We start from the raw sequence: 22,229 nt of genomic DNA, 5'->3' as shown, positions 1-22,229 counted from the left end.
TAAAGAATGTTGCTCCACCTAATCATGGAGCAACATTTCTAATTACAATTCTTTAATTTCTTCTTTGAATCCTTCTCCAACGACTTCGTTGGATTCCATTATTATCGTAAATGCCTGCGGATCGATCTTATGCACCATTTTCTTAATCGTGTACATCTGCTTATTGTTACATGCACACATGACGACGTCTTTCTTCTCCTTGGAGTAGCTGCCCATTCCTTTCAGTATCGTAGAGCCTCTTCCAGAGTACTCGTCAATCTGTTCCGCCACGTCGTCGCCGTGTTCTGTGACGATGAATGTCATCTTGCCTTCGTCGATGCCGTACATGATCCGATCCATCACGATGGCCATAAGGTAGGTGACGATCACACCGTAGATAAACCCGTCAACATCTTTGAACACGAGTACGCTTCCGAGGATAATCGTTATGATATCAAGGGCAAACGTGATGATGCCAAGTGTCATATGCGGCCTTACCTTCTTGATTGCAACACTGATGAAATCCTGTCCTCCTGTAGACGAGCCGCGCATGAAGATCATGGCATAGCCTATACCGCACAGTACCCCCATACACAGGGCCGCCAGCAGGCGGCTGCCTTCGTATACAGGCAAAAGCGGGGCCACGTAATCCATAAGGACAGAAGATATGACCATGGACTTCAGCGATTTCAAAAAGAAATTCCGCCCCAGAAACTTATAACAGAATATTGCTACCGGGATATTCAGTATAATCGTGCCCAAACCTACCGGCAGACCGAGAAGATGGTACATGATAATCGCGATTCCAGAGAAGCCGGCTACAGGGAAGTTAGCATTCAGGGCAAAATTATACACTCCTATAGCGATAACCATACCTGCCGCGATATCTACAAGGATATCGGTTCCTGTTTCTCTCCAGTTAATATTTTTCATCTTTGTCTACCTCTCTTTCCTGGTCTTATCTTTGATCTCTGTCCGGCAAATGATTCAGGACAGCCTGATTTTACACACAAAAAAGCAGCCACAAACTATAAAGATATAATTCGCAACTGCTCTTATGTTTATAAGTATATCTATAGATTATTTTTTTGTCAACACATCACATACAATAATTTTAAAAAGAAAATACATAATAATCTACTCCATGCACCATTTCCTGCACTGTCCGCAGTGTCCGTGGCTCTTATCCTCACAGCGCGATTTGACCGGACATGCATCTCCCCAGAATGGCTTCTCTATACTGCTGCGGCCCCCGCAGTTCATCTGTTCCCTATATCCGCAGAGTCCTTTTCCCCGGGCTCAAGAAAACGCCCACGCCTGACCGCATCTTTCCCGTACTTCCTCTTTATCTCATCCAATGCCTTATCGAGCTTTTTCTGTCTCGCACCTCTATCCGTGCCTGCCTTTTCACGGTTCTGTTCCACTGGCAGGTCGAATATAGTCAGCTGCTCCGGCTCATCCTGCTTTACCAGCTTCGAGCTCCGGATGCCGAGCAGACGGATCGGCACTTTCGTCCACAGTTCCCGGAACAGCTCTGCCGCAGCGTGGTAGATGTCCGTATCGCTGTTCGTCGGTTTTGCCAGCTGCCGCTGGTGGGACGCGGTCTCAAAGTTATAGTATTTGATTTCCACACTGAGCATTCCTGCCTTCTGTTCCGCTTCGCGAAGCCTTGCACCTACACTTTCCGCAAGGCCAAGCAGCACCTTCCTGGCTTCCTCTTCCGTCGTCACATCCTTGGAAAGAGTGGTGGAATTGCCGATTCCTTTGGCCTCGACCTTCTCCGTTATCACTTCTGAATTATCGATGCCATTGGCAAATTCCCACAGTTTCCTTCCGTGGCTTTTCAGATGAAGCTCCAGAATCTCCGGATCTGCCTGTGCCAGATCGCCTATCGTACGTATCTCCAGCTTCTGGAGCGTCTCCACGCTCGAATGGCCTGCCATATATAGTTCCCAGACAGGCATCGGCCACATCTTCACTTTTATCTCTTCCGGAAAGAGCGTGTGCACTTTATCCGGCTTTTCAAAATCAGAAGCCATCTTTGCCAGCAGCTTGTTCGTGGAGATCCCTATATTGACCGTGAATCCGAACTTCCTGCATATCTCGTTCTTTATCTCCAGCGCGCCTGCTACAGGCGAGGCAAACCGTCCCGCTATCCCCGTGAAATCCATATAGCACTCATCCACGCTGACCTGTTCTATATCCGGTGTACAAGACCGCAGAAATTCCATCAGCCGGCTGCTGTACTCATGGTACAGTGCATGGTTAGGCGGCTCCATATGCAGGTTTCTGCACTTGCGAAGGGCATTCGCGACAGGTTCCCCTGTGCGGATGCCGAACTTCTTCGCAGGCAGCGACTTCGCCAGAACCACCCCATGGCGCGACTCCTGGTTTCCGCCGATAATGGCAGGTATCGTCCTGATGTCTGTCTCTGCACCATTCTTTAGTTGTTCTACTGCCGTCCAGCTTAAATAGGCCGAGTTGACATCTATATGGAATACGATACGGCGCATGACCTGCCCTCCCCTGAAAATCCGCTTCTCCTGTGCTGTCCTCATTCTATCATGCAGAACATACGTTTACAAGAGATTCTTCCGGGTGCTTGCGGAGAGCTTTCCATCTTCCACGTCAATGACAATTGTCTCTCCCGCTCCGATATCCCCCTGTAGCATCAGCTTTGCGGCCAGCGTCTCAACATTCTTCTGCAGATAGCGCTTCAGAGGCCTTGCGCCGTAGGTAGGATCATAACCGCCCTCTACCACAAGATTCTTCGCCGCTTCCGTTAGAGCTATGGATATCTCTTTGTCTGCAAGCCGTTTATTCACATCGTCTGTAAGCAGATCGATGATACTGTAGATATCAGCTTTCGTCAGTGGCTTGAACATGATCATCTCGTCAAGCCGGTTCAGGAACTCAGGACGGAAATGTGCCCTCAAGTCGTCCATCACCGCGTCCTGGCTCTCCTGGCTGATATTGCCGTCCGTATCGATTCCGTCCAGCAGATAGGCCGAGCCGATATTGGATGTCATGATTAGAATCGTATTCTTAAAGTCTACCGTGCGCCCCTGGGAATCGGTGATACGCCCGTCATCCAGCACCTGCAGCAGCACGTTGAACACATCCGGATGAGCCTTTTCTACTTCGTCAAACAGGACGACCGAATAAGGTTTCCTTCTGACGGCCTCCGTGAGCTGTCCCCCTTCGTCATAGCCTACATATCCCGGAGGAGCTCCTATCAGCCTGGACACGGAATATTTCTCCATATATTCGCTCATGTCGATACGGATCATATTGTTCTCGTCATCGAAGAGGCTTTCCGCCAGCGCCTTTGCAAGTTCTGTCTTACCGACTCCTGTTGGGCCGAGGAACAGGAAGGAGCCGATCGGTTTGCCCGGATCTTTGATTCCTGCTTTGGAGCGGATGATCGCCTCCGTGACCAGCTCCACCCCTTCATCCTGTCCTATAACACGTTTATGAAGCTCATCCGCCAGATGGAGCGTCTTGCTCCTCTCGCTTTCGTTTAGCCTTGAGACAGGTATGCCGGTCCATCTTGATACGATTCTGGCAATCTCTTCGTCGGTCACGCTTTCGTGGACAAGAGAACGTTCTTCATCTTTTATCTTAGCCTCTTCCTCTTCCAGCTGCTTTTTGAGCTGTGGGAGCCTGCCGTACTGAAGCTCGGCCGCCTTTTCCAGGTCGTATGACTGCTGCGCTTTCTGGATGTCCTTGTTCACCTGTTCTATCTCTTCGCGCACCTTCTGTACCCGCTCTACTCCGACTTTCTCATTATCCCACTGCGCTTTCTTCCCGGCGAACTCTTCCCGAAGTTCAGCCAGCTCCTGCTGAAGATGTCCGAGGCGGTCCTTGCTCAGGCGGTCTTCCTCCTTCTTTAGCGCTGCCTCCTCAATTTCCAGCTGCATGATCTTGCGCTGCAGTTCGTCCAGTTCTGCGGGCATGGAGTCCAGCTCTGTCTTGATAAGCGCACACGCTTCGTCTACCAGGTCGATGGCTTTGTCAGGAAGGAAACGGTCGGAAATGTACCGGTCGGAAAGCGTAGCGGCAGCTACAAGTGCTCCGTCCGTTATCTTGACTCCATGGAATACTTCATATCTCTCTTTTAAGCCACGCAGGATCGATATCGCGTCCTCCACCGTAGGCTCATCCACAAGCACCGGCTGAAAACGCCGCTCCAGTGCCGCATCCTTCTCGATATACTGGCGGTATTCATCCAGTGTGGTAGCCCCGATACAGTGGAGCTCGCCTCTGGCAAGCATCGGCTTGAGCATATTCCCTGCATCCATGGCCCCGTCTGTCTTACCCGCACCTACAATCGTGTGCAGCTCATCTATGAACAGGATAATCTTCCCGTCACTGTTCTTTACTTCCTCCAGAACTGCTTTCAGACGCTCTTCAAACTCGCCGCGGTATTTGGCTCCGGCCACGAGCGACCCCATGTCCAGTGAGAATATCGTCTTGTCCTTCAGAGCTTCCGGGACATCTCCCCGCACGATACGCTGTGCCAGCCCTTCCACGACCGCTGTCTTCCCGACACCGGGTTCACCGATGAGAACCGGATTGTTCTTCGTCTTTCTGGACAGGATACGCACAAGATTCCTTATCTCCGCGTCTCTGCCAATGACCGGATCCAGCTTCTGGTCTCTGGCGCGTTCCACCAGATCTGAGCCATATTTGTTCAATGTGTCATATGTCGCCTCCGGATTATCGCTCGTAACCTTCTGGCTGCCTCTTACAGTCGCAAGTGCCTGAAGAAAAGCTTCCCGCTTGATTCCAAGCTCGCGGAAGATAAGCTTCAGTTCTTTATTCGGATATTTCAATAGGGAAAGGAACAGATGCTCTACAGATACGTATTCATCCCCCATCTGCTTTGCCTCGTCTTCCGCGTGGATGAGGGCCTTGTTCAGGTCCTGGCCTACAAAAGGCTGCCCGCCTTGTACTTTTGTGCGCTTGCGGAGTCCCTCTTCGACACGGTTGATGAATATCGTTTTTTCTAACCCCATCTTTTCCATTAATTTAAGGATCAGACTGTCATCCTGTACGAGAAGAGCATATAGCAGATGTTCCTGTTCTATTTCCTGGTTGCCGTATTCCATTGCGATACGTTCACAGTCCTGCACTGCCTGCAGTGATTTCTGCGTAAATTTATTTATATTCATAGTGGCTGCCTCCTAACCTGCATGATTTCAAATTGTTCTATACGTACTATAACAAATATCATCAGCACTGTCAACCCTCGAGTGCTAATTCTTTGGAATTGCAGTTGCCTTGGGTCAAATCTGTATCCGTCAAGTATAACAACGTCGCTGTTATCAATATGGTTTATTTAATGTAATCTGATACTGGACGCAAGTTGTACCTTTTGGAGCGAGTCAGCAAGTATATTCACTATCTCTTCCGAATAGTGAATTTACAGTGCACACCGAAGTTTTCAGGTCAAAAGAGGCTGCCCCATGTTGATGGGCCAGCCTCTTTTTAAAACTGCTTTTTTCTATTTTACAAATGCAGCCGCCACGTCTGCGTCCTTCGCACCGTTTTCGATGATGAGAAGTTTGTCGGTGTCAAATCCTGCGTCCTTCATCACGGAGATTGCAGTCTTTGCACATTTGTTTCCGCTGTAGCAAAGAAGGTATACCGGTTTTTCCTTGTCCAGCTCTTCGGTTGCCATCTCGTACATCGCCGTCTGCGCGTCTGCGTCCTCAATCTCCTTTAAGCTGCACTGCAGAGAACCTTTCAGATGTCCCTCGGCATAAGTGTCGTCATCCCTTACGTCCAGAATCTGGATATCTGCATCGCCGACTGCCTTCACAGCCTCTTTGCCGCTCACATACTTCCAGTCAATGTCTTCCTCTGCCCGGTTGGTGGTAAGGGCATCTTTTTCCTCCGCAAGAGCCTTTGCCCCGCCCTCTACCGTGAAAATGAGAGACTCGTCGATTCCTGCTTCCTTCAGTACCTCAGTTGCTTTTTCAGCCCCCTTCTGACCGCTGTTGCAGATGATATAGATTTCCTTTCCGTCGCTCAACTTTTCCTTTGCATATTCAGTCATCGCGTCTGCAAGGGAATCATCCTCTAATGGAAATATCGGGCACCACTCGGAATTTGCCACTCTTCCTTCCACGTAGCTGTTCCATTCCCTTACGTCCAGCACATGAGTCTGGCCGTCCTTTGCCGCTGCCACAACGTCGGCCGGGGACACATAACCGTCTTCCGCCTCGTCACCCGCTGTGTCTGTGCCTTCTGCTTTACCCGAAGCATCCCCGTCAGAACCGCATCCGGTAATCGCGGTAGCCGCCATTGCGGATGCCAGTAAAATTGCTGCCAATTTTCTTTTCATAATAGATATTTCCTCCTTTGTCTTATCTATGTTGATTATAAAAATAATCCTTCTGTCAATCAATAGATTTATCTGACCGGACGCTCTCTCCCGTCTATCCCATTATAAACTGCCGGATTTTTTCCAGAAATTCCTCCTTCAGATATTCCTCCAGCTTCTTTTGGGTGGATGGGTTGACAATCGCTTTCCCCGGCTTCTGATATTCCACCCGCCATAGCGCAACAGGTAATGCCCCGCAGGCACGTGATGGGCAGATAGAGGTTCGTCCTCTCCTCAAGTCCAGCCGTATCAAACCTTCCGTCCACCTGCCGGATGTATTCCCGCAGTCCTTTTGTATGCTCCATATGTCCTTCCTTTCCCCAGTTTCCCCTCTCACCGCACGTCCCGGTACAACTTCGCAAGCGTCTCCGACGGTACGCCGGCACGGTACATTTTCCTGAGCCGGTTCATCTTCCACATCATCTGAAGCTTTGGAACAGTTCCCTTCGGGAAACGCCTGTCCGACGTATATATCCGCCTGCCCGCAACCCCAAGCCGGACCCCCCTCTCCTTCAGCGTCAGGGAAAACTGATAGTCCTCCATAATCGGAATATCCGGAAACATGCCCGCCTCAAAGAATAGGTCCCGGTCAAGAAATATTCCCTGGTCGCCGAACGTCACCTTTCGGTCTTTAATCCGGTGATTGGAAATCACCCGGCAGGCGAACATAAAGAAATTCCATGAGTGAAAGGCAATCCCAAAGCAGCCCGCCCGGTATCCCTGCATCACCTTGCGTATCCACGCAAGCGGCTTTTCGGGAAGTTCACTGTCGCAGTGAAGGAAAAAGAGAATGTCCCCGGTGCTCTTCTTTGCTCCCAGATTCATCTGGTTGGCCCTTCCACCGCATCTTTGGCACTCCGACAGAATATCCTGTAAAAAGCACTTGTGCAGCCTTGCACACTGCACCGGTGTCAGATGTGGCATCATGCGGGTCTTCGTCTTTCCCGGCACGGGAACCCGCGTAAATATAATGACTGCCTTTTTTAGTTCCATATTTCCTGCTTCCTACAAAATCTCTTCCAGTATCCCAATCGTGTCTGCCACAATTTCCGGGCACAGGCTGAATAAAAGTCCCTTTTCAAGCACTTTATCCATCTCTCCCTGTTTAGATATGTCGTGTCCCAGGAGCTCCCTGCACATGCAGGACGGATGCTTTTTCCCAAAAAGCGTTTTAAATTCTGCCACCTTCTGCATCATCACGTTCTTTTGCTCCTGGTCCCCCTCTTTACTGTGGCCGTATACCGTTCCAATCACCATCAACGCACCTGTGACGGCTCCGCATGTCTCGCCACACATCATGCCCCCGCCGAAGCACGCGGCTGCCTTTCTCGCGTCTTTTTCCGTCATGTGCATGTATTCCGCAAAGCATCCGGTCACCACCTGGGAACAGTCGATTCCCTGCATAAACAGCCTGCTGATTTCCTCTTTTTTCATCTTTTCCTCTCCTGTGTCTCTTATTCGGTTGCCCCGCCGCAGCTGGAGCCCTGTCCTGCCGTACAGCCGTAGCAGTGGTTTGCAAAGCAGATTCTCCTCTTTTCAAAAGATTTGCCCTGCATGTCGAAAATGGCAGCCCCGCCCATTACCGGAAGGTCTGCCGCCTGGTTGAAATCACAGTCATACAGTTTTCCATCATAGCCTACAGATACCTGGAACCGGCACATCAATCCCGGAAGGGTCGCCCCGTTAAAAGCGTCGGAAAGCTTTTTCATATAGCTCTCCAGATTTCCACTCCGCTTCAAAAATGCCTCAAATCTTCCCATCGGATTGTTGGTGATGGTAAACAGATTATTAAACACAATGCCGAAATCTTCCCAAAGCCTGGATTTATACTCCTTTTCCATCGCATTCTGTGCCGGTGGGAAAAAGGCGCCCGCCGGATTGTACACCATATTCAGCACCATGTCCTCTTCCTTTCCATATCCCAGTGCGTTCAGTTTTCGTAGCACTTCAATGGCCTGCTCAAATGTGCCGTTCCCGCGAACACGATCCATCTCCTTTGCCTGGTAATAGGGAAGGGAACAGACCACTTCTATCTTGTGCTTTGCATAAAACTTTGGCAGATGCCGATATTTCTCTTCCCCCAGGATAACCAGATTCGTACGCACGATTACATGGCTGCAGATTTTCACTGCCTCTTCCACAAGCCACTCAAAATCCGGGTTCATCTCCGGCGCTCCTCCTGTGATATCAATGGTTCTGATTCCCTGTTCCTTACAGACCGCAAGGCAGGCTTCCATCACCCTGCGGTCCATAATCTCCGTCCGGGACGGTCCCGCTTCCACATGGCAGTGCTTACACGTCAGATTACAGAGCCTTCCGACGTTCATCTGCATGACGTCCAGGGCCGGTGCCGTATATTTGATTTCCTCTTCTGTAATGCGTTCCTCAAATTCCGGTATGTTATTTAATTGTTTTAAATCCTGCAATGCCTGACTCATCTTCTCTTCTCCATTTTACAATTCCAGTTTTTTGACAATGTTCTTCATCTGCACACCGTGTACCAGCGTCGCACCGCCGCGGATTGCCGCAGCCACGTGGACAGCCTCCATCATCTGTTCTGCACTCACTCCTTTATTTAAACAGTCATTTGTGTAGGAGTCAATACAGTACGGGCACTGTACCGTATGTGCAACCGCCAGCGCAATCAGGGATTTCTCCCTTGCTGTCAGGGCGCCTTCCGCGAACACAGTGCCGTAATAATCAAAAAATTTCTCCGCCGGCGCCGGGGACTCCTCTCCTATTGTGCCAAATTTCGCTAAATCTTCCGGGTTGTAATAAGTTTCCATTAATTTGTTCCTCCTTTTTTCTTTTGTCTTTCCATATATATTTTTCTCACCATGAAAATGAGCGCAGACAACGCAAATAATATCATCAGTGCTGTCACAAACAGCTTAGCGCCTCCGGTCAGCATACCTCCCACATAGGAATACACAATGGTTGCCGGGAGCTGTCCGATTCCGGTCGCGATAAAAAACGCCCCGAAGGACATACTGGTCAGCCCTGCCGCATAGCTCACCAAATCAAAAGACACAAAGGGCAGAAGCCGGCAGATTAAAATTGTATTCTTTCCGTATTTCTCAAAAAAGACGTCTATCTGTTCCAGTCCGGCCCTGCTGGTCAGCTTTTCAGCCACATCCCGTCCCAGGATTCTGGCGATAAAGAAGCAGACTGCCGCGCCTGCCATGGCGCTTGTCCAGGACAGAATGGCTCCTTGCCACCATCCGAAGAGGTTGGCATTTGCAAAGGTCAGTAGAAATGCCGGAAGCGGCGCCGCGATTGACTGAAATATCATCAGCAGGAAGGAAATCAGTGCCGCATAAGCCCCGTAGGACGCCACAAAATCCTTCACCACCGTAAATTCCCCGCTGGCAAACATCCGAAGTATCTGATTCACATTGCCTTTTACTGCCGGTATCAGATAATAGGCGAGGACTGCTGCTGCAATCACCACGAGGATTACTGCCTTTTTGGTCCAGTTACGTTTCTTTTTCATCTAATTTCTCCTTCCAGTATCTTGTCTTGATACGGTTCCACAGCGACCTTTTGATATGGGGTGTCTCCCCGGTTCCCAGTATTTCCACCAGAATATGTCCCGCATCCTTATATCCCTTTCTGGTAAGATTCCCGCTGCAGGAGGCACAGTATGTACATAGGGGAGTGTCTTTTTCCGGGGCTTCCGGCATTTTTGCCGCAAGCCCCGGCTCCTTTTTTCCACCGCAGCCGCCAAGACCGCAGCACTGGCTGTCTTCACAGAGAACCGGCTTCCTCTTCAGAAAGACTTCTATCTGTCCTGCCAGTTCCCTGTCCTTTCGCTCCGGGCAGGGCAGGAACATAAGCTTTTGCCCCTCCACCTGCTTCCCGAGCCCAAGAGCCGCAAGTTTTTCGTAGATGCCCGTCACCTGTACCCGCAGCCGCCCCTTCAGAAAATGGTAACAGTTGGGACAGGCCATAATCAGCTCCCCGATTCCGGCTTCAAGAAGCCGGGCGTTCAGCTCCTCTATCATCTCCTCTTCCCGTTTCTTCATCCCAAGCTCCGCCACCGGCTTTCCGCAGCAGTCAAACACCGTGCCGATGCCTGCCTCCTCCCGCAGGAGCCTTGCCAGATAAAGGGTTGTTTTCGGATAAAAGGATGGGAAGTTGCACCCCGGGAAGAAGGCGCTTGTCCCTGCAGCATTCCGGTAATTCCGGAAACGGTAGTCTCGCTTTTCCCACAGAAGCATACCGTAGCCTTTTATTTCTCCTCCGTTTTCTTCCACCTGCTGCCTTCTGATATTCAAAATCACTTCCCTGCCGTCGATGGCCTTCGGGCAGACTGCCGTGCATTTCCCGCACAGGAAGCAGTGGTATGCCAGCTCCTCCAGCTTTTTTCTGTCGCCGATGTCTATCCCGTATTTTCCCAGGAACGAACAGCTCCGGGTGCATTTTCCGCAATGGATACAGGCCTTTTGCGCCTCCCCTGCCGTCACAGCCGCGCCGTTCGTCTTAGCTTGCCCCTTCATCACGTTCCTCTTTGTCCTCCTGTATATACCGTTTTTTCAAAAACAATCCGACACAGATTACCACCGCCCCAATGACAATCGCAATCCCGATATAGAGCACCCGGTTTTTCGCGTCCGCAAGCCCTGCCGTCCCGACGGTGTACATCGCAGTCCCCGGAATCATAAATAAAAAGGAACCTGCCGCGTAAGTCCCGAACCGGATATCCGTAACTCCGTACGCAAAGTTTTGCAGGTTATAGGGAAACAGAGGCACCAGCCGCGTAATCATGAGCACGAACAGCTGATTTTTTCCCGATTCGTCAAATAGCCATTTTTTCAGATACTTATTCTTCATCGCCGCCGGCTTGATGCTGTCCTTCAAAAAGAACCTGCCGGCCAAAAATGCTGCAGCCGCTCCCAGCGTTGCTGCCAGCGTGCACAGGATAGTTCCCAGCACCGGACCGAACAGCAGTCCGGCAAGAATGGCAAAGGTAATTCCCGGCAGCGCCAGGACCACGCTTCCCACGACAGTGAGCGCCACGTAAATGGCAGATGCCAGCACCAGGTTTTCTTCTACCAACTGCTCCAGAAACCGAAAATTATCGGTCTCTTTCAGGTAATCCGACCAGCCGAATACATGATTGCAAATCAAAACCAGCACCAGTATGGCTGCAAATATCCATATTTTCTTATTTTTCATTCATCTTTTCCCCACAGAGCAAATTTGCCGCCCCGGTCTTTATGACCTGTATTGCCGCGGCAATGCCAAGGAACAGGCTGACAAACCAGTAAGCCCGCATGGTTTCCGTGGAGCTTACGAGCGAATATCCCGCATACACGGACGTCAGTGTTATCATCCCTGCGTTCATTGCCAGCGTCCATTTCCCCGAATATCTTCTCTTCCTGAAAAAAGCAAGGAACAAAAGTACCGTACTGACAACCAATACCGCTATCACCGTATTTTGGAGTACCTCCATCGGATATTCCCTCTCCCAAGTCTGGTTTTTGTATATCACATATCTTGCCATTCCCATTTTTTTCGTAGCAAAATAGTTGACAATCCATGCCCCGGCAAGCGCCGCTGCCTCTATTATTACTGCCAGTATGTATCCTGCCTTTCTCATGCCCCAGTTGACCTCTTTTTTTCTGAATGTCAGAATAAGCGCTGCGGTTTTCCCTACAACGCTTATTCTGCTGCCGTCTTTATTTTCTGCTATTTATTAGCCTTATCGTTGGACAGCTCTCCCACTGTCGTGTACACGCAGTCCTCCCCTGCCGGGTCTCCTATTTGTACCGGATTGCTGTCATCCATCTGCCACTGGTACCAGCCTCCGTCATACATGGAAATGTTGCTGTATCCGTTTTCGTAAAGAATCAGGAACGGAATGGCAGCTCTCCAGCCTGTACCGCAGTAGAATGAAAGTTCATTTTCCAAGGAAGCGCCGGATTCTGCAAGATATTTTTCCACTACATCCGCTCCGACGGCCGTACCGTCCTCGTTGTTGTAGGAACCATCGTCAGTATCATGTCCCCAGATAGCCCCCTCCGGTTCTCCTGCTTTTTCAATATAGCTGTAACCGCTTGTCTCACCTAAGAATTCCGCTTCGCTCCGAATGCTGACCAGTTTGAAGTTCCCGTCGTTTGCCAGCTTATCCTTCACTTCATCAATGCTTAAAATATATTCCGGGTGTGCCGGAACAGTCGTTCCGAATTCTTCTGCTGCCTTCGGTTTGCTGCTCTCCTCCTCGGTCGGATATCCGGCATCGTTCCAGGCCTCCATACCGCCGTCCAGGCATTTTACATTTTCCACGCCAGCCCAAAGAAGCGCAAATGCAACACGGTCATCCGCAGACACCACACCGTTCTCCCCGTAGCAGATGACGGCAGTATCCTTTGTTATGCCGTAATCCAGCATCAGCTTTTCGATTTCCTCCGGTGTGCGGATGTTCCAGTATTCGTCAGACTCCACACCGTCTGTATTCATGTGGTAAGCGCCCTTAATATGTCCGGTTGTATAGGACGGCGAATCCGCTTCTTCTCCCCAGGAACACTCCAGAATCACATAGTCCGAGGACTCCACCTGATTGCCGTCAATCACACTCTGTACCCAGTCCGGTGATACGTATACCTTTGTTTTCTCCACCGCATCCGCTTTTACGTCCGAGACTTCTGTGTCTTTCTTTTTCGTTTCCTTATTATCCTCTGCATCTCCGTTCGGTTTCGTACCGCACCCAGCTATCAGAGAGGCAGTCACTGCCGCGCAGAGCAGCATACTTACAATTCTTTTTTTCATAGCATCCTCCTGTATTTTACCTTCTTCGATATTATTTTACTATGTAGATGAAATGCCTTTCAAATTGGTTATTGCAATGTCCCAAGACTTTTATAGATGTTGTCTATAGACAGCAACCGGCAGATTCTTGAAATAAGAGCATTAGAAACTCTTTAAGGAGTAGCCGATAGCAAAAGTGCCCTTTTAAGGGCAGCGACAAATCAAGAGGGCTAAGGCTTGAACAAAGTAAAAGCCAGCGTCTTTAGGCGCTGACTGGTAACGGCCCCTTATAAAGGCAAGCAAATCACCCGTTTGTAACGGATGGTCATGATTTTTGTTTATGAAATCGTTCCGCTAAATAAACACGCAGCAATCAGAAGGTCCTAATGTTGTATTTTTTTCATACTGATATATGGCATTACTGATAACACCCGCCGGACAGCTTACCAGGCACATTACGCATCTGATTGCAATCGGCAGACCATTATATATTCTTCATCAACTTCATCCACAATTTCAAACCCCAGCTTCTTATACATGTTCACGGCATAATTCGCTTTCTGCACTGAAAGCGAAGCCTGATTATATCCTTTCTGCTTCAATATGCAGAGCATCCCTTCCATCAGGGCAGTTCCTATACCTGCTCCCCGGTATTCTTTGTACAGAGAAACAGCAAAGGACGGAGTCTCGTCATCAATGTGTCCATAGTCATCCATAATACGGACCCAGGCAGCGCCCACCACTTTTCCGCCGACTATAGCCACGAGGCCTGTATCATCCTTTCTCTTTCCAAAATCGGCGATATATATCTGTAATTCGGGCTGCCTCGTTATTGTTTTAGGCGGAGCGTCCGCACCCTCTGGTATAAAGACTGCCTCATATAAGAAATCTTCCAGCAGGTTATACTCTTCTTCTGATATCTCTCTGATTATATAATCCATAACACCTCTGATCTCCAGACCCGGCTATAGTGAATACACCCACATGGCTGCTATCTGATCCTGGATCTCACTGAACGTCCATGTCCGGCTGCTGTTCTTCTGGCTGAACGGGTCGTTAATGGTCAATGCTCCGTTATTGTAGCCCGTGAGCACGATGAAATGACCGTTATCCGTGAAATCCCCCGGACCTACGCTGCAGATGACCGGATGTCCTGCCTGAAGCTCTGCTGCCACCTGCTGTTCCACAAGCGGAATCTCCCTTGCCGATACATTCCAGTTGGCCGGCGCTTCTTCCATAAAACGCCAGTACGTATTGTTATCTTCATCCACGAAACCATGCTCCGATCCGTAGGCTGCCACTTTCGCCGGCGTGACCGACCAGTCCCCTGTAAGACCGCTGACTACCATGGACAGGCACGTCGGGCCACAGCCGCTCACGGCTACGATACTCGTGCCATAAGGCGCGTATCCCCACCGCTCGTCCCACTGGAGCAGCAGTGGAATCTGTCCTTTCGTAAATCCACTGCCGATGGTATCCGCATTCGGATTGTCTTTTTTCTTCCCGTAATCCTCCACGAACTGTACCGTCTCTTCATTCTTATCGAGTAGATCTATTACGCCTTTCGGATATCCTGACGCCGTCGCCTGCTTCTTTACACGTGCAAGCCGCTGGGCGGCTGTCTCCTCTTTTGGTTCTGTAATCGTCTTCTTTGCCTTCCAACTGTCGTCCTTTGCATCATCTGCTTCTATCTTTGCCGCCGCCAGCGTCTCGTCTTTTTTAGAACGCTGCATGCCAAAGCCATAAACGGTGGCCGCGATAAGTACGATAAAGCCTCCAAGAATAACGAGCTGCCTGTGTACCTGCTGTCTTCTCCTTCTGTTGTTACCCATGTCTTCCCCTTCTTCTATATGTATGTCTATATTAAGCAATGTCGTGTCGATGCTGTTATCTATATCATGCTGTTAATTATACAATAATGATAACGGTGCCGCAACTTAATACACCTTAAGATTTTATTATAATTATAGCAAAAAACAACCGTACAAACGCAGGGCGATCCTCCTGCGGATCCCCTGCGCATGCGGCTTTGGCGTGTGTTTCGACTGGTTGTCCGGCTCCCGCTTACAAGATGTTCCGAGTGCTTATTTCCATATATTCCCTTGAAAAGCTGACCGTTGATAATGTATGTATTCCATGATACTATTGTGACACTGGCAGTTATGTAATTCAATTATGCGGGAGGTATGTATGAATATAGTATTTCTGGATGCCAAGACAATTGGCGAAGACATCGACCTATCAGGATTCGAAGAACTCGGAACCGTTATCAAGTATTCGTTTTCTACTTCAGAACAGGTCCCCGAACGAGTAAAAGATGCAGACGTTATCGTCATCAACAAAGTACAGGTCAATGAATCCACAATCGGGGAGGCCGGGCGGCTTAAGCTAGTCTGTGTCACCGCGACAGGAACGAACAATCTGGATAAGGATTATCTGGACAGCCGCCGTATCGCCTGGCGCAACGTAGCCGGATATTCTACCGAGTCTGTCGCGCAGCACACGTTTGCCATGCTGTTCTATCTGCTTGAGAAGCTGCGCTACTATGACGATTATGTCAAGGAGGACCGCTATACGAACGACACTATCTTCACCCATTTTGAAGAAGTGTTCTATGAATTGTCCGGCAAGATATGGGGGATTATCGGACTCGGCAACATCGGCAGACGTGTCGCCTCTATCGCAGAGGCTTTTGGAACACATGTCATCTACGCCTCACCTTCGAACAGTGAACCACAGGAAGGCTATCATCAGGTGGATATGGACACACTGCTTCGGGAATCCGATATCATATCCGTCCACGCTCCGCTGAACGAATATACGCAAAATCTCATCAATGCCGAAAAGCTGGAGAAGATGAAAAAGAGCTGCATCTTCCTGAACCTTGGCCGCGGCCCTATCGTTGTGGAAGAGGATCTATGCAATGCGCTGGAACGAAGTGACATCGCTGCAGCAGGGCTGGATGTGCTGTGCGAGGAACCCATGAGCCCGGACAATCCGCTGCGGCGTATCAAAGACAGCCGGCGCCTGTTCATCACGCCCCATGTAGCATGGGCCAGCGTGGAGGCAAGGACGCGGCTGATGGGTATCATATTGGGGCAGATAAAAGAATATTTTGAGCAAATGTGAGTTTAGTGAAGCGGACGCCGATGGGGAGGTAGGGGGCAGATGCTCCGATGCGTCCGGGAACTGCGACTATCACACAGATTCCTAAGCTTGTAGAATGTTCGCCGATTGCGGCTCTCATCCCACAAGCCAACGACTCTGGTGAGGATTCTCCGTCCCTTCCGCTTACACCTGCGCACCTGCCCCCTACCTCCCCATCGGCTATCTACTTTACTGGCACGGGCGGAGCTGGCTGTGTGACGCTGCCGGCCGATGGAAGTGCTTTAGCTGTGTCAGCATAGTGATAAGGGCTAAACAAGTTGGAAACCTTGGTTGGTAATAACATAATGAAGAAGAGCCGGAATCAGGCAGGGGATGTTATATAAGATAACATCCCCTGCCTGATTCGTCTGGACTAACAAAACTCTTATCATTCATCTCACGCAGCCAGCGGTCATCCGCTGGCCAGTAACGTTACACAGCCATCCTTGCCCTTGTTAAGTGAAGTAGATAGCGGGCGGGGAGCCGGGTGGGAGATGCGCAGGTACAAGCGGAAGAGGCGGAGAATCCTTTCCGTAGCCTTTATCCTGCGGGATGTAAGCCGCTATCGGCGCGCATTCCGGAGGGTTAGGGATACGTGAAATAGTCGGAGCCTCGGACGCATCGGAGCAGATGCCACCCGGCTCCCTGTCCGCAGCCACTTTACTTAAACGCCACTCATGAACGGGATCCGGCCCCTGGTAATAATCTGCCCAAACCGGATAAGATTAGGCCCGTAACGATAAATATATCCGCCAGATTTACTGTCAGACGGGACAGGAAATCATTCTTGCTTCTGAATCCTATGTAGTCGATCACTTTCCCTCTTACCAGGCGGTCAAATATATTGCCGTACGCACCTGCGCTGAATATGGCCGTGCCGAGCTTCTCCACACGCCGCCCCTTTCCCGTAAACAGCAGTACATTACAGACAGCGAGGGCTGCTCCCATTACCGCCGTCACTGACTTTACAAGACAGGGGCGCTTATCCAGCGCATGCAGCATGAATCCTCTGTTATACACTTTTCGGATTACTATCTTCCCTTTGACAAGCTCTTTTTCTTCCCCGCTGTCCAGATTCTCCTCTACATGCTGCTTCAGCAGCATATCCAAGCTGAACAGAAGCGCCATAATACCAACTGCCAGTACAGCCATCTATCGTTCTCCTCTGATTCTTGCTATTTCCTCTTCCTGTTTTTCTATCTGTAAGCCGCGCTTCTCAATCTCTTCGCAAAGCGCAATACAATCTGTGTCATTTATCTCACCTTGCCGGAACTTGTCATATATCATCTTGCCGATGTCCATAAGGTCCCTCTCGCTTGCACGTTTCAGAGTACGGATATCACTCCTCCGCTTCTGGATTTCCAGCGTATCTTCCGTCTTTTTCCCGATATCATTCGCCACGTCGGATATTCTCTTTCCTAAGTCCTCAAAAAAATCTGCCATATCTGACACTCCTTTGTTTTTCATTCTACCTTTTCACTATAACCGTCTCAGCCTGTCTAGCGCTTGGTACACGTCCAGTGTCCCATAGCCCCACTGCCGGTTCGGATAATCTAACAGAGGCTTCTGCTGCGCTCCAAGCACGAACAGATTCCTGACCTCGCTGGCTCCCGCCCCAAGGTTCAGCTCCTGCTCCCTCACGAGCCACTCCGCCATAAGGGCGGATGCGCCACCGGTCAATCCAACCGCAACGCTTGAGCCCGTTCTGGTTACAAATCTTCCGCCGGGCATGGCACCGGTCACGCCCACACCGGGTGCTGCAAAGTCCGGTTTGATGTATCCATCTCTAGTATACCCCCTCCCGGAATTAATATCAATACTATTGTCTATTCCGTTATAGTAAGCTACCGTCATACTGTAGGTCGTGCTGCCCGGCTCCGTGATGGTCGTCTCCGGGTCTGCTTCCAAAAAGAAGACTTCCCCGCTCAGGAACTCCTTCACAGGAAGCCACATATGAAACATGCCGTCAGAGAGCTGGAGCGGCTGCACCGCGACCCTCCATATTCCCTCGGAAGGGCCGTCGAAACGCAGGAAGATAAGCTGAGAGTCATTGTTCTCTGTAAGAAGCCTGTATTCTACAATAACCCTTGTCCGGTCAAATGTAAACGTAAACACATATCTGCTCCCCTGCCGGATGGAGATGACCGGCGTACGCTCTCCTGAAGGAGATATGATGGAAACGGTCATCACGTTTGGAATCGAAGTCCACAGTTCCGTAACAAATCCACTTACTCCTGCCCCCACCCGGATTTCAACCTCTCTCTGCTCCCTCATATTTTCTAATGTGCCAGAAAAATGATGCCGTTCATTCGCTTCATTTCCTCCGCCGATTACCACAATCCGGTTGATTGTTGTGGAATACCTGTTAAGTACGTTTGAAAGCAGCGTGGCGTTGTTATGGCCTCCAAAATTCGTTCCAAGCGCAATACACATGACGAGGGGCATATTCCGTTCTGCTGCCAGCAGGCTCAGATAGCGGAGGCCGAGCATGATGTCATTTTCCTGATAGCAGATCGCATCCGGCCTAATCTTATAAAATTCCTTCAGATAGTCCTTTGCCTCTTTAAGTTTTACAACTGCAAGGGTGGATTCCGGAGCCGCCCCAAGAAACTGGTTTTCCACATCTGCCCCTCCGGCAGCGACACTGGCCAGAAACGTCCCGTGCCCATTTGTATCCGCTGTGGGTACGAGCTCCTCGGGTGCACCTGAACGAAGCGCCTCATTGATCAGATCTTCACGGTATTCGCTACCGAATGCGAACCCCTCCGGCGGTGCGCCATCCTGAATCGTCTGATCCCAGATTCCTGCAATTCTTGTGCTTCCGTCCAGATTGCGGAATACAGAATTCTTATAATCAATTCCCGTATCCACAAATCCAATCATTACGTCAGTTCCCATAAGCTGAAGCGCCGGATAATTCTGCGCGGCAGTTATCCCCGATTCGTTCAGTGCAGCCATATCCAGCAGGCAATAGCAGTTTGGGATAGCGTTATACCAGTACCTTTCTATGCTTAAAGGTTCCATTTTTTTGCTGTCTACGTATATCGCTTTATATCCATAGTCCATATTCTGCATACAATACTGGTCGCCTTCGAGTCCCATATCGCTAATGCTGCGGAAACCCGGAAAAATAAAATCCCAGTAATCCTGGGATAATATCTGCTCCTTGCATATTGCATCATCCATAAAAAAACCTCATATACTTTTTTATAAAGTATATGAGGAAAGTATGCTTCTATGTGCATAAAGCTATTTTTCTTCTCCCCGCAGAATAGAAGCCCCTTCATAGTAGCTGGATACTTCCTTCTCCTTCGCCACCGGAAGGTCCGGGCCCTTCTTGAAGATGATTTTCAGAAGAACAGGGGTGATTATCGTCGTAAACACGACCATGATCACTACCGGTCCAAGGAATGCCGAACTCATAAGCCCGACGGCCGTGCCTTTGCTCGCCACAATCAGGGCCACCTCGCCACGCGATATCATGCCGACGCCAATCCGCTTGCACTGGTACGGCTTGTAACCGCATACCTTAGCTCCGAGCCCACATCCTATAATCTTCGTCAGGACCGCAACAAGCATCAGCAGCAGGGCAAACGCGACGATGAGGCCGTTCATCTTAGGAAGCACGACCTTCAGCCCGATACTTGCAAAGAATACAGGTGACAGCAGCATATACGACAGCGTGTCAAACTTCGTCTGGATAAATACAGATCTCTCTGTATTGGATATGATCAATCCCGCAATAAACGCACCGGTGATATCCGCAACTCCAAAATACTGTTCCGCGGTATATGCCATGAGAAGGCAGAACACGAACGCGATGATCACGTGCCTGTGCAGCCCTCTGGATGCACCTTCTGTCCATGCTTTGTATACTTTATAGAAGATGAATCCAGCCACCGCCGAGAATATGAAGAAACCTACGATCTTCAGCATGACCACACCGATATGGACGGACGGATCTGCCATGCTCGTCACTACGGTCAGAGCAATGATACCTAGTATATCGTCGATGATGGCAGCTCCCAGTATGGCGTTCCCGGACCGGGTCTTCAGCTTGCCCATCTCCTTGAGCGTCTCGACCGTGATACTGACCGAGGTTGCAGTCAGGATAATCCCTATAAATATGTTTTGGAGAAATACGCTTGCCGCCGCGTCAGATGCAATCATATCCGGCCTGTTGAAAAAATATGCCAGTCCGAACCCGCCTGCAAGCGGTACGAGCACACCACAGAGCGCGATGATGAACGACGCCTTCCCGCTCGCCTTCAGTTCCTGTATATCGGTCTCAAGCCCCGCGCAGAACATGAGGACGATGACTCCGATCTCGGCGACCTCATGGATGAAGCTCGTCTCTGTCAGTACACCGGCCACCGCAGGACCAAGCAGAAGCCCTGCAAGCAGCGCTCCCACCACCTGCGGCATCTGTACCTTCCTCGTAGCCAGACCTAAAAGTTTCGTACATAATAAAATAATCGCCAGATCCAGCAAATAACTATAACTATTCATTATCTCAACCTCGCAGCTTCCTGTCCTCTAAGCATGATGACAGGTCCTCCCGTTCCTTCTATGTATTCTTCTGTAATCGTCACTTCTCCGATATTGTCATCTTTCGGAATCTCATACATGATATCCAGCATGAATTCTTCGATGATGGCACGCAGCGCTCTTGCACCGGTGTCTTTCTCCATCGCTTTCCTGGCGATGGCGCCCAGAGCCCCTTCATCAAAATCCAGCTTTACCTCATCCAGTGCCAGCAGTTTCTGATACTGCTTCAGAATCGCGTTCTTCGGCTCCTTTAATATCTTGACGAGCATATCTTCGTCAAGGCCGCGCAACGTGAATATGATCGGAAGACGACCGATAAACTCCGGTATCATACCAAAATTACGCAGATCCTCTATCGTCACCTTCTCCAGAACCGTCTTGTCATGATCATACTTATCTTTCAAGTCCGCCCCGAAGCCGATGGACGACTGCTTCGACAGGCGCTCTTTGATAATGCCGTCCAGATCTGGGAACGCCCCGCCGCATATGAACAGTATATTTCTCGTATTTACCGTAGTAAGTGGCACCATGGCATTCTTGCTGTTCGCTCCGACAGGCACTTCCACATCGCTCCCCTCAAGGAGCTTCAGCATTCCCTGCTGGACCGATTCCCCGCTTACGTCCCTCTGGCTCGTGTTCTTCTTCTTGGCGATCTTGTCTATCTCATCTATGAAGATGATTCCCTGCTCCGCCTTCTCTACATCATTGTCGGCAGCTGCCAGCAGTTTGGATACGACACTCTCTATATCGTCTCCTATGTAGCCGGCCTCCGTAAGAGAGGTGGCGTCTGTTATGGCAAGCGGTACGTCGAGAAGACGCGCCAGCGTCTTTACAAGGTATGTCTTGCCGGAGCCGGTAGGTCCGATCATCAGCATATTCGACTTTTCAATCTCTATGTCGTCCATCGTGTCTGTTGCAACCCTTTTATAGTGGTTATACACCGCGACGGACATCACTTTCTTGGCGTACTCCTGCCCTACTACATATTCATCCAGGCTCGCCTTGATCTTATGAGGCGCCGGAATCTCTCTGATATCAATCAGAGGTCTTTTCTCCTCGCATTCCTTTTTCTTTTTGATCTTCTGCTGTTTCGGGACATTCTGCTGCTCCATGTCAGACATGTTGAATACCTGTACGCCCGGCATGTTCATGAGCTGGCTGTAATCTATCTGGCCGCTGCTCATGGCATCAAAGCTCTTCTGCATGCAGTCGCTGCACACGGATATATTGTTAGGCAGCTCTATCATCTTGCCAGCGGTGCTCTCCGGGCGGTGACAGATAAAGCAGACCTTTTCATATTCATCGTCTTCTTTTTTCGTGTCTTCCACTTCTACGTGAGCGCCGTCTACCTTCTCTATCTCTGTCTCGTTCGTTTCCTTATTCTTATCCTTATCAGTCATTTCTTCCCTTCTTTCTG

Annotated in this window: 24 protein-coding genes and 1 pseudogene; 2 read left to right on the top strand and 23 right to left on the bottom strand. The window is 50.0% G+C overall.

Features of this window, described 5'->3' with window-relative positions; all coding sequences use genetic code 11:
• Positions 1-42: 42 nt before the first annotated feature.
• The 17 genes and pseudogenes from E1963_RS05125 to E1963_RS05050 all read right to left on the bottom strand — a co-directional run bounded on the left by E1963_RS05125 (position 43) and on the right by E1963_RS05050 (position 14,949).
• Positions 43-912, bottom strand: a complete 870-nt coding sequence (locus E1963_RS05125; RefSeq protein WP_066573716.1) for a YitT family protein — start codon at positions 910-912, stop codon at positions 43-45.
• Positions 913-1,116: 204 nt separating this feature from the next.
• Positions 1,117-1,242 carry a hypothetical protein gene (locus E1963_RS21245; protein WP_262200487.1) on the bottom strand — a complete coding sequence of 42 codons (126 nt, stop codon included), beginning with the start codon at positions 1,240-1,242 and terminating at the stop codon, positions 1,117-1,119.
• Positions 1,239-2,492, bottom strand: a complete 1,254-nt coding sequence (locus E1963_RS05120) for a DNA polymerase Y family protein (protein ID WP_132275980.1) — start codon at positions 2,490-2,492, stop codon at positions 1,239-1,241. Before E1963_RS05120 ends, E1963_RS21245 begins: the two co-directional genes overlap by 4 nt.
• Positions 2,493-2,558: 66 nt before the next feature.
• Positions 2,559-5,153 carry an ATP-dependent chaperone ClpB gene (clpB, locus tag E1963_RS05115; protein WP_132275978.1) on the bottom strand — a complete coding sequence of 865 codons (2,595 nt, stop codon included), beginning with the start codon at positions 5,151-5,153 and terminating at the stop codon, positions 2,559-2,561.
• Between the two features lie 332 nt (positions 5,154-5,485).
• Positions 5,486-6,328 (bottom strand): rhodanese-like domain-containing protein, encoded by an 843-nt coding sequence (locus E1963_RS05110; protein WP_132275976.1) that lies wholly within the window; start codon positions 6,326-6,328, stop codon positions 5,486-5,488.
• 94 nt (positions 6,329-6,422) lie between these two features.
• A complete protein-coding gene (locus E1963_RS05105) occupies positions 6,423-6,605 on the bottom strand; it encodes a hypothetical protein (protein ID WP_145964163.1) in 183 nt (60 codons plus the stop codon).
• Positions 6,606-6,700: 95 nt separating this feature from the next.
• Positions 6,701-7,207 (bottom strand): annotated as a pseudogene (locus E1963_RS05100) (TIGR04283 family arsenosugar biosynthesis glycosyltransferase); the annotation flags it as partial.
• 165 nt (positions 7,208-7,372) lie between these two features.
• Positions 7,373-7,801 carry a C-GCAxxG-C-C family protein gene (locus E1963_RS05095; protein ID WP_132275972.1) on the bottom strand — a complete coding sequence of 143 codons (429 nt, stop codon included), beginning with the start codon at positions 7,799-7,801 and terminating at the stop codon, positions 7,373-7,375.
• Positions 7,802-7,821: 20 nt separating this feature from the next.
• Positions 7,822-8,805: an arsenosugar biosynthesis radical SAM (seleno)protein ArsS gene (gene arsS, locus E1963_RS05090; protein WP_132275970.1), complete on the bottom strand. Its 984-nt coding sequence runs from the start codon at positions 8,803-8,805 to the stop codon at positions 7,822-7,824.
• Positions 8,806-8,820: 15 nt separating this feature from the next.
• Positions 8,821-9,153 carry an arsenosugar biosynthesis-associated peroxidase-like protein gene (locus E1963_RS05085; protein ID WP_132275968.1) on the bottom strand — a complete coding sequence of 111 codons (333 nt, stop codon included), beginning with the start codon at positions 9,151-9,153 and terminating at the stop codon, positions 8,821-8,823.
• Positions 9,153-9,860: a TVP38/TMEM64 family protein gene (locus tag E1963_RS05080; RefSeq protein ID WP_132275966.1), complete on the bottom strand. Its 708-nt coding sequence runs from the start codon at positions 9,858-9,860 to the stop codon at positions 9,153-9,155. The genes E1963_RS05085 and E1963_RS05080 overlap by 1 nt, the downstream gene beginning before the upstream one ends.
• Entirely contained in the window at positions 9,844-10,866 is a 1,023-nt protein-coding gene (locus E1963_RS05075; protein WP_132276126.1) for a heterodisulfide reductase-related iron-sulfur binding cluster, read from the bottom strand. Before E1963_RS05075 ends, E1963_RS05080 begins: the two co-directional genes overlap by 17 nt.
• Positions 10,850-11,545, bottom strand: a complete 696-nt coding sequence (locus tag E1963_RS05070; protein WP_132275964.1) for a TVP38/TMEM64 family protein — start codon at positions 11,543-11,545, stop codon at positions 10,850-10,852. Before E1963_RS05070 ends, E1963_RS05075 begins: the two co-directional genes overlap by 17 nt.
• The gene (locus E1963_RS05065; RefSeq protein ID WP_132275962.1) at positions 11,535-11,969 is read right to left on the bottom strand and encodes a hypothetical protein; all 435 of its coding nucleotides are present in this window, start codon (positions 11,967-11,969) and stop codon (positions 11,535-11,537) included. The genes E1963_RS05070 and E1963_RS05065 overlap by 11 nt, the downstream gene beginning before the upstream one ends.
• 89 nt (positions 11,970-12,058) lie before the next feature.
• Positions 12,059-13,138 carry a sulfurtransferase gene (locus E1963_RS05060; RefSeq protein ID WP_132275960.1) on the bottom strand — a complete coding sequence of 360 codons (1,080 nt, stop codon included), beginning with the start codon at positions 13,136-13,138 and terminating at the stop codon, positions 12,059-12,061.
• Positions 13,139-13,572: 434 nt separating this feature from the next.
• Positions 13,573-14,058 carry a GNAT family N-acetyltransferase gene (locus tag E1963_RS05055; protein ID WP_132275958.1) on the bottom strand — a complete coding sequence of 162 codons (486 nt, stop codon included), beginning with the start codon at positions 14,056-14,058 and terminating at the stop codon, positions 13,573-13,575.
• A gap of 24 nt (positions 14,059-14,082) precedes the next feature.
• Positions 14,083-14,949, bottom strand: coding sequence for a C39 family peptidase (locus E1963_RS05050; protein ID WP_132275956.1), 867 nt, complete (start codon positions 14,947-14,949; stop codon positions 14,083-14,085).
• A 358-nt stretch (positions 14,950-15,307) separates the two neighbouring features.
• Between E1963_RS05050 and E1963_RS05045 the strand changes: the two genes are divergently transcribed.
• The gene (locus E1963_RS05045; protein ID WP_132275954.1) at positions 15,308-16,246 is read left to right on the top strand and encodes a D-2-hydroxyacid dehydrogenase; all 939 of its coding nucleotides are present in this window, start codon (positions 15,308-15,310) and stop codon (positions 16,244-16,246) included.
• A gap of 47 nt (positions 16,247-16,293) precedes the next feature.
• Positions 16,294-16,524 (top strand): hypothetical protein, encoded by a 231-nt coding sequence (locus E1963_RS05040; RefSeq protein ID WP_132275952.1) that lies wholly within the window; start codon positions 16,294-16,296, stop codon positions 16,522-16,524.
• 195 nt (positions 16,525-16,719) lie between these two features.
• Here the strand turns inward: E1963_RS05040 and E1963_RS05035 are convergent, their stop codons facing one another.
• The 6 genes from E1963_RS05035 to clpX all read right to left on the bottom strand — a co-directional run bounded on the left by E1963_RS05035 (position 16,720) and on the right by clpX (position 22,212).
• Positions 16,720-16,923: a hypothetical protein gene (locus E1963_RS05035; RefSeq protein WP_132275950.1), complete on the bottom strand. Its 204-nt coding sequence runs from the start codon at positions 16,921-16,923 to the stop codon at positions 16,720-16,722.
• Positions 16,924-16,939: 16 nt separating this feature from the next.
• Positions 16,940-17,416: a signal peptidase II gene (locus E1963_RS05030; RefSeq protein WP_132275948.1), complete on the bottom strand. Its 477-nt coding sequence runs from the start codon at positions 17,414-17,416 to the stop codon at positions 16,940-16,942.
• Complete coding sequence (locus E1963_RS05025) at positions 17,417-17,707, bottom strand: hypothetical protein (protein WP_132275946.1); 291 nt, start codon at positions 17,705-17,707, stop codon at positions 17,417-17,419.
• Between the two features lie 36 nt (positions 17,708-17,743).
• Entirely contained in the window at positions 17,744-19,450 is a 1,707-nt protein-coding gene (locus E1963_RS05020) for a S8 family peptidase (RefSeq protein ID WP_132275944.1), read from the bottom strand.
• 63 nt (positions 19,451-19,513) lie between these two features.
• The gene (locus tag E1963_RS05015) at positions 19,514-20,773 is read right to left on the bottom strand and encodes a cation:proton antiporter (protein WP_132275942.1); all 1,260 of its coding nucleotides are present in this window, start codon (positions 20,771-20,773) and stop codon (positions 19,514-19,516) included.
• Positions 20,773-22,212 carry an ATP-dependent Clp protease ATP-binding subunit ClpX gene (clpX, locus tag E1963_RS05010; protein WP_132275940.1) on the bottom strand — a complete coding sequence of 480 codons (1,440 nt, stop codon included), beginning with the start codon at positions 22,210-22,212 and terminating at the stop codon, positions 20,773-20,775. The genes E1963_RS05015 and clpX overlap by 1 nt, the downstream gene beginning before the upstream one ends.
• Positions 22,213-22,229 lie beyond the last annotated feature (17 nt).

Source organism: Extibacter muris, from assembly GCF_004345005.1.
GTDB lineage: Bacteria > Bacillota > Clostridia > Lachnospirales > Lachnospiraceae > Extibacter > Extibacter muris.
This window is presented reverse-complemented; position numbering and strand designations above follow the sequence as displayed.

Excerpts from the sequence above, each read along its gene's own strand:
- E1963_RS05125 (WP_066573716.1), bottom strand. The coding sequence starts at position 912 with ATGAAAAATATTAACTGGAGAGAAACAGGAACCGATATCCTTGTAGAT.
- E1963_RS05030 (WP_132275948.1), bottom strand. The coding sequence starts at position 17,416 with ATGGCTGTACTGGCAGTTGGTATTATGGCGCTTCTGTTCAGCTTGGAT.
- E1963_RS05020 (WP_132275944.1), bottom strand. The coding sequence starts at position 19,450 with ATGGATGATGCAATATGCAAGGAGCAGATATTATCCCAGGATTACTGG.
- E1963_RS05065 (WP_132275962.1), bottom strand. The coding sequence starts at position 11,969 with ATGAGAAAGGCAGGATACATACTGGCAGTAATAATAGAGGCAGCGGCG.
- E1963_RS05080 (WP_132275966.1), bottom strand. The coding sequence starts at position 9,860 with ATGAAAAAGAAACGTAACTGGACCAAAAAGGCAGTAATCCTCGTGGTG.
- E1963_RS05025 (WP_132275946.1), bottom strand. The coding sequence starts at position 17,707 with ATGGCAGATTTTTTTGAGGACTTAGGAAAGAGAATATCCGACGTGGCG.
- E1963_RS05055 (WP_132275958.1), bottom strand. The coding sequence starts at position 14,058 with ATGGATTATATAATCAGAGAGATATCAGAAGAAGAGTATAACCTGCTG.
- E1963_RS05040 (WP_132275952.1), top strand. The coding sequence starts at position 16,294 with ATGCGTCCGGGAACTGCGACTATCACACAGATTCCTAAGCTTGTAGAA.
- E1963_RS05085 (WP_132275968.1), bottom strand. The coding sequence starts at position 9,153 with ATGGAAACTTATTACAACCCGGAAGATTTAGCGAAATTTGGCACAATA.
- clpX (WP_132275940.1), bottom strand. The coding sequence starts at position 22,212 with ATGACTGATAAGGATAAGAATAAGGAAACGAACGAGACAGAGATAGAG.
- E1963_RS05110 (WP_132275976.1), bottom strand. The coding sequence starts at position 6,328 with ATGAAAAGAAAATTGGCAGCAATTTTACTGGCATCCGCAATGGCGGCT.
- E1963_RS21245 (WP_262200487.1), bottom strand. The coding sequence starts at position 1,242 with ATGAACTGCGGGGGCCGCAGCAGTATAGAGAAGCCATTCTGGGGAGAT.
- E1963_RS05120 (WP_132275980.1), bottom strand. The coding sequence starts at position 2,492 with ATGCGCCGTATCGTATTCCATATAGATGTCAACTCGGCCTATTTAAGC.
- E1963_RS05045 (WP_132275954.1), top strand. The coding sequence starts at position 15,308 with ATGAATATAGTATTTCTGGATGCCAAGACAATTGGCGAAGACATCGAC.
- clpB (WP_132275978.1), bottom strand. The coding sequence starts at position 5,153 with ATGAATATAAATAAATTTACGCAGAAATCACTGCAGGCAGTGCAGGAC.
- E1963_RS05095 (WP_132275972.1), bottom strand. The coding sequence starts at position 7,801 with ATGAAAAAAGAGGAAATCAGCAGGCTGTTTATGCAGGGAATCGACTGT.
- E1963_RS05015 (WP_132275942.1), bottom strand. The coding sequence starts at position 20,773 with ATGAATAGTTATAGTTATTTGCTGGATCTGGCGATTATTTTATTATGT.
- E1963_RS05070 (WP_132275964.1), bottom strand. The coding sequence starts at position 11,545 with ATGAAAAATAAGAAAATATGGATATTTGCAGCCATACTGGTGCTGGTT.
- E1963_RS05050 (WP_132275956.1), bottom strand. The coding sequence starts at position 14,949 with ATGGGTAACAACAGAAGGAGAAGACAGCAGGTACACAGGCAGCTCGTT.
- E1963_RS05075 (WP_132276126.1), bottom strand. The coding sequence starts at position 10,866 with ATGAAGGGGCAAGCTAAGACGAACGGCGCGGCTGTGACGGCAGGGGAG.
- arsS (WP_132275970.1), bottom strand. The coding sequence starts at position 8,805 with ATGAGTCAGGCATTGCAGGATTTAAAACAATTAAATAACATACCGGAA.
- E1963_RS05060 (WP_132275960.1), bottom strand. The coding sequence starts at position 13,138 with ATGAAAAAAAGAATTGTAAGTATGCTGCTCTGCGCGGCAGTGACTGCC.